Source organism: Aquamicrobium defluvii, assembly GCF_004363725.1.
GTDB classification, from domain to species: domain Bacteria; phylum Pseudomonadota; class Alphaproteobacteria; order Rhizobiales; family Rhizobiaceae; genus Mesorhizobium; species Mesorhizobium defluvii.
Map to the genome: position 1 here is coordinate 31,581 of NZ_SNZF01000035.1, position 5,616 is coordinate 37,196.

The following is a 5,616-nucleotide window of genomic DNA, read 5'->3' on the forward strand; positions in this document are numbered from 1 at the left end:
ACCTCAGTCCCGGTTCGGCCGGGACCAGATCAGCTGGAGGTCTTCCTCGCCCTCCACCTCGATCAGGGTGGCGTAGATGGGAGCCGGGAAGCTCGGATCGTCCAGCTTGACCGAGAGGTAGTCGCGCTCGCTCTCCCGGGCGGTCTTCTGCCAGGCGGCCCCGAGCTCTACATTGCCCGCCGCGAAGATCCGGAAGTGCGGGCCCTTGTCGGAAGGGTTCTCGACCCGCGCGACGCGCGCCTTGACGTTCAGGTTGAGGGTCTTGATCGTGCCGGTGAAGCCGTTGGCGGTGCTGGTGAAGGTGCCGATGGTCGCCATGGTGATGTTCCTTTTCGCTTGGTTCGGGCCGCGCCCTTCGCGGCCTCGATGGCAGTCGAAAGACCGGAGACGATCGGACCGCATCTCGAAGAGGCCGCAATGCAATGGAGGGCGACCGGGAGCGGCTTTCTTGAACCGCGAGGAATGGCGGCGTAGCCGGCAGGGGAAGAAAGTCGCAGGAGGCCGTTGCGGGAGAACGATCGAGGCGAAGCCGGTTTAAGGTCAGACATGCCACATCGAGCCGAAGAAAGGGCCAGTCACGCGTTCGAGGAAAGGACACACCGTCATGGTATCCGCACACGTGCCCTGGGCACGCCGATGAAATCCGCCTCGAAGCAGGCAGCCCGACCACTTCATCGCGGCCAGCGCCTTCGGTATTGGCGACCAACGACATCCTTGCCCGTTCGCCCAATCGCAACTTGGCTGGCAGCTGTGCGCTGTTCGGTCATTGGCGGAACCGCACCAGTTGGAGGCTGCTTCTGCCTGATCGGTGCTGCATCGACCCCGCCAGCCAGCGCTAGTGTTCAACGCTCTCCGATGGAGAAGGAAAAGCGAGCTGGCTCCCCAGCGCCGGCAGTAAGGCCAACGCGTGCAGGTTCATCCGCGAGGCCGCGTGATCGACGTCGGCGTTCCTCGGGGCCATCGCACCAGCCCCATATCACCTTACGCCGACCGGACCGTGGATCCGTACCGCTGAGCGATTGTCAAACCCGGACCCAGCTGTCGAGCGACTATCCACGCATCGGCCGGCACACTTAGCATTTCGGCGAATACGGTGAGCCAAGGTAATCTACCAGACTGGACTGGTGCCTGATTTGGATTGACCGACCTTCTACAGTTGTCCACTGTGACGCTGAAATACTGATGGTTGGGGGGCTATGAGAAAGAGATCGGTTCTCGCCTACGCTGCAGCGGGCGTCGGCGGTGCGGCGCTCGCCGGATTCGGGCTGGGAATAGGTCGCAACGCCTGGCGCCATGCGAAGAAGAATTATCTGGCGATCATGGTTCTGATCGCCATGTTCGCTTCTTTGAGCCTGCCGTTCCTCGGGGGTCGAAACCTCATAAGAGGCTATCCCCAACGTTCGCCGGTCTGGGTCCTCACAGGTTGTGCCGAATCCTTGGCGCTTGTTGTCCTCGGGACTGCAATAGCCTTTGGATTGACTCTCGTCGCCATCGCGATGCTGTCGGATCAACCGCAGGCCGCAACAGGAGCCATGGCAATAGTTGTCGCGGCCAGCTTCACCGCAGCGGCCCTTGCTCTTGGCTTGGTCGTCGGACTATTCCAGCGCCCAGGACGGCTCCGACGTTTCGCCATCGCTGAGGCCAACCATGAATTCTTGGAGGATTTGGGGTTTCGCGAGACCGGTGAGCAGGAGATCACCCACTACGACGGGGAGGGCAACGCGCTCCGGCTGCTGGAGCGTGCCACGGATGCCATGGTCTTCCTCGCGGTCGGACGTCGAAGCAAGCGCGCTTATATCGAACTCGACAAGAACGGCCTCATGACCGGATATTCGGGCGTCATCGGCATCGACAACCCCCGTGTCTATAAGGCTGCATGATGCCGAAGATCAGACCATCCTACGTATTCCTCGCAATCGCGATACTCTTGGTCTTTGTGAACCCGCTGGCCACGGTCGCGGCCGGCTACAATCAGGAATCCTCGCTGGTGGCTGCGGGTGTCTACACCAGCTACCGGGTGATCAGCCGATTGGTCTCGATGGTGGCTGAAACGCAGATCGAAGCCAGTGCTGTCGTGGCTTCCGTAACCTTCATGCCCGGCAAGACGCTGCAATCGCTTCTCGACACACTACAACGCTTCGGCGACATGATGTTCCCTCTGATGATCGTGTCCGGCGTACTGGGCGTCATCATCGTGCCTGCCGCAAAATTGGGCGCTGGGTTGGCGGCGTTCGGACTGGTCATCCATGTGGCACTAGGGCATGTGGAGAGGATCAGCGGCGCCGTTCGCGTCCAATTGCAGCGTCTGGCCCACGGTCTCGTCAGCATAGGCATCCTGATCGCGCTGATCGTACCGGGAGCATACACCGTCGGATATCTTTTCGGTGAGTCCATCACCGGTCCTTCCTGGGACCGCGCGGTTGCCGCGTTCGAATCTTTCTCATCCGAAGTCGCCGAGGCAGAAGGACAGATGATCGACCTAGCTACCATCGAGGAGGAGGTCGCCGACGAGGTTCTGGTTGCCAGCGAGAAGCCCGCGGAGGAAGAAGGGATATTCTCCACGGTTCTCGGCGGGATCACTTCAGGGGCGAGTTCGGTAGCAAGTGCGACAACCGGTGCGTTCTCGAACGTGGTTGGCGGCGCGGGAAACCTTGGTGGCCAAGCCTGGGACTTGATCGCAAAGATTCCGGAATTCACCAGCCGGGTCGGCGAAATCGTCTCCGCATCCTTCGAATTCCTGATCGCCTATCTGATCAAGACTATCGTCATGCCGATGCTGATCGCGGGATTGGCCATCCTTTTTTGGAGACGAATGGGGGTAGCAAATCACTTGCATTTGCAGGTCCACGAGACGAAGCAGGTTCCCGCTGCCGGAGCAACCGATGTACAGGATTGATCGCAGCGCCAACGCCATCTCCTCACTGCAGGAGAGGTCGTTCTCCTCGCTTGGCTTCCGCGAACGCGATCATCTCCAGGAATGGATCGCGAAGAATCCCTCTATCCTGGGCGAGGACCTACTGATCATTCAGAAGGAATTCGCTGGGTTCTCGGATACGCATGAACGCCTGGACCTGCTCGCTCTCGACAAGCAGGGCGCGCTCGTCATCATCGAAAACAAGCTCGATGATGCCGGTAAGGACGTGACTTGGCAGGCGCTGAAATATGCTTCCTACTGCTCCGGTTTGTCCCGAGACGGGATCCGGACTATCTTCCAGGAATACCTGACGAAGACCGAGCCAGGGGCGTCGGCCGAGGAGCGTCTCCTCGAATTCTTCGAAGTGGACGACTTCCAGGATCTCCGGCTCAATCAGGGAGTTACACAGCGGCTCGTCCTCGTCGCTGCACGCTTTCGAAAGGAAGTGACCTCGACAGTGCTGTGGCTGATGAACTACGGGGTCCGGCTGCAGTGCTTCCGTGCCACGGTCTATTCCCAAGAAGAGGACTTGTTCCTGAGCGTCGATCAGATCATCCCGACGAAGGAAGCTGAAGAGTACATGATAGGGTTGGCAGTCAAGGCGCAGGACGAGATCGTTGGAGCTGAGGCGCAGGCGGGACGCCACACCCTTCGTCTGAAGTTTTGGGCTCGTCTGCTCGCCGTCATGAACGAGAAGAACTCCACGTTCGCCAATATCTCTCCTCAGAAGTTCAACTGGATTTCGGCCGGTTCCGGCATGCGTGGGCTCGGGCTCAACTTCTCGGCGACACGAACCTACGGACGGGCTGAAATCTATATCGACCGTGGCGATCGGGACGAAAACAAGCTGATCTTCGACACGCTCCTTGCCAACGGGGACGAGATGGAGCGCTTGGCCGGAGCAGAGATCGAATGGGAGCGCCTCGACGAAAAGCGCAGCAGCCGGCTGAAGATCGAGAGGAAGGCGAATGTATTCGACGAGGACAGTTGGGACGAGATGACCGCCTTCATGACCGACGCCATGGTTCGTCTGGAAAGGGCGCTGGATTCGCAGATGGACCGCATTCGCGGTCTGGTGCGCTAGGGGAAGGGCCGATGCCTTCCCCCGAGACATGTAGTGGGTCAAACATCAGGCCGCCTGGCGCCCGTCAGACGCGGCCGGCTGCAACGCGTGGAGGAAATTGACGGCCCGCTGGGCATGGGCAGCGGCCTGGAAGATGGCGCGCTTGTCATCGCCCAGCACGGTGAGCCAACTGCCGACATAGGCCGCGTGGTCGGGCCGCGGTTCGAGTTCGGGCACGATGCCGAGATCCGCACACAGCAGAGCCGAGCCGATTTCGGCGACGAGTTCTTCGCGCGCCCGCTCGGTTTTCTCTTTGGCATAGCGGGTGAGATCGCGCCCCACACGATCGGCCTTGGCTGTCCAGTGGATATGCTCGTGGCTGAGAACAGCGACATACGAAGCCGCATCCCGAAACGTCTCGAAGGGCGGCATCTGGATATGGTCGCTGGACGTGGCGTAGAACGCCCGCGCGCCACCGTGTCTGACGGTCGCCCCAGCATTGGCGAAAAAGCGGTCGGCACTCTCGATCCGTTCGACCGGGTCGATAACCGGGGCGGGCTTATGGTAGTAGTGCTCGGGTAGGCCCTCGATCTGTTCGACATTGAAGACGCCATATGCCCGCAGGAACGGAATATCGCGCTCGACTTCATCGCCGCGCGCATCGGTTTCGGTCTTGGTGAACCGGCTGGCATAGATGACGGTGCTGCTCGTTTCGCCCTTGCGGACATGCGCGCCCAGCTCGCTTGCCTGCTTGAACGTCATCCAGATCGGCGCGGCGTAGCCGCGCGCCATGGCTTCGGACCACAGCAGCAGCACGTTCATGCCGGAATAGGGCTCGCCATTGTGGCGCAGCGGCCGCGTGATGCGCCCGGCTGCATTGCCGGCGCGCCAGGGCTGCACCCATGGGCGAACACCTTCTTCGAGCTGCGCGACGATCCGCTCCGTAATCCGCGCATAGATATCGACCCGGGCTGCGCTCTTTTCTTTCCTGCTCATTTTCATGAACCTCCATTTTGGAGGCCGCGCCGATCGCGGCCCCGTCACGAGGACCGAAAAGGGCGGGGCAGCACGGCAGGCGGCGCACCCGCAGGGCCGGAGCGAAGCGGCGGACGGCGCAGCCGTTGCGCAGCCTGTCCGGCCCCGCCAGGACCGGGACCGGACGGGGCTGCATTCGGGCGAGAGGAAGAAGAATGGCGGCGCATTGCGCCGCCCTGTTGCGATGACGGGGAAGGCTCGGTTCAATGAACCGAGCGGCTACCCGTGTGAGGATCGTACTCGTAAAGGGCCTCGACTTCGGCGTCCTCGAGCTCATCGGCAGGCAGGACGCCATACTCGTTGTCGGACCGGAAGAGGATCACGGTGGTCATGAGGGTGCGGGCGAGGTTCCAGGCATGTTTTTGGGCGAGTTCGAGGTTGTGCGACATTTGAGGGCTCCATCTTGGGAGCGGGTCAATTCCCGCTCGATGGCTCCTCGAAAGGCCCGGTCCCGGGCGCGATCACCGCGTCAGGCGAAGCCGGAGCGGCCGCACGCTTTGCGTAGCGGACCCCTTGATGAGGTGGAACGGCCCGCTCCGACAGCATCAAAGTGCTAACGTGGTCGTTGTTGTAAACGCCACAAGGAGGGACCGTTCCATGAAAG

At 61.3% G+C, this 5,616-nt stretch carries 6 protein-coding genes; 3 read left to right on the plus strand and 3 right to left on the minus strand.

The window, feature by feature from the left end:
- Window positions 1-3 precede the first annotated feature (3 nt).
- Complete coding sequence (locus DES43_RS19365; RefSeq protein WP_133676053.1) at window positions 4-318, minus strand: DUF736 domain-containing protein; 315 nt, start codon at window positions 316-318, stop codon at window positions 4-6.
- A gap of 878 nt (window positions 319-1,196) precedes the next feature.
- On the opposite strand from DES43_RS19365, the gene DES43_RS19375 reads away from it, so the two are divergent.
- The 3 genes from DES43_RS19375 to DES43_RS19385 are packed head-to-tail and all read left to right on the plus strand — an operon-like array spanning window position 1,197 to window position 3,998.
- Window positions 1,197-1,880: a hypothetical protein gene (locus tag DES43_RS19375; protein WP_133676055.1), complete on the plus strand. Its 684-nt coding sequence runs from the start codon at window positions 1,197-1,199 to the stop codon at window positions 1,878-1,880.
- Window positions 1,880-2,896 carry a hypothetical protein gene (locus tag DES43_RS19380; protein WP_208110858.1) on the plus strand — a complete coding sequence of 339 codons (1,017 nt, stop codon included), beginning with the start codon at window positions 1,880-1,882 and terminating at the stop codon, window positions 2,894-2,896. The genes DES43_RS19375 and DES43_RS19380 overlap by 1 nt, the downstream gene beginning before the upstream one ends.
- Entirely contained in the window at window positions 2,883-3,998 is a 1,116-nt protein-coding gene (locus DES43_RS19385) for a DUF4268 domain-containing protein (protein WP_133676059.1), read from the plus strand. Before DES43_RS19380 ends, DES43_RS19385 begins: the two co-directional genes overlap by 14 nt.
- 45 nt (window positions 3,999-4,043) lie before the next feature.
- Here DES43_RS19385 and DES43_RS19390 read toward each other — a convergent pair whose 3' ends face one another.
- Together DES43_RS19390 and DES43_RS19395 are read right to left on the minus strand one after the other, a co-directional pair.
- Window positions 4,044-4,973: an ArdC family protein gene (locus tag DES43_RS19390; RefSeq protein ID WP_133676061.1), complete on the minus strand. Its 930-nt coding sequence runs from the start codon at window positions 4,971-4,973 to the stop codon at window positions 4,044-4,046.
- A gap of 242 nt (window positions 4,974-5,215) precedes the next feature.
- Complete coding sequence (locus DES43_RS19395) at window positions 5,216-5,401, minus strand: hypothetical protein (protein WP_133676063.1); 186 nt, start codon at window positions 5,399-5,401, stop codon at window positions 5,216-5,218.
- Between the last annotated feature and the right edge of the window lie 215 nt (window positions 5,402-5,616).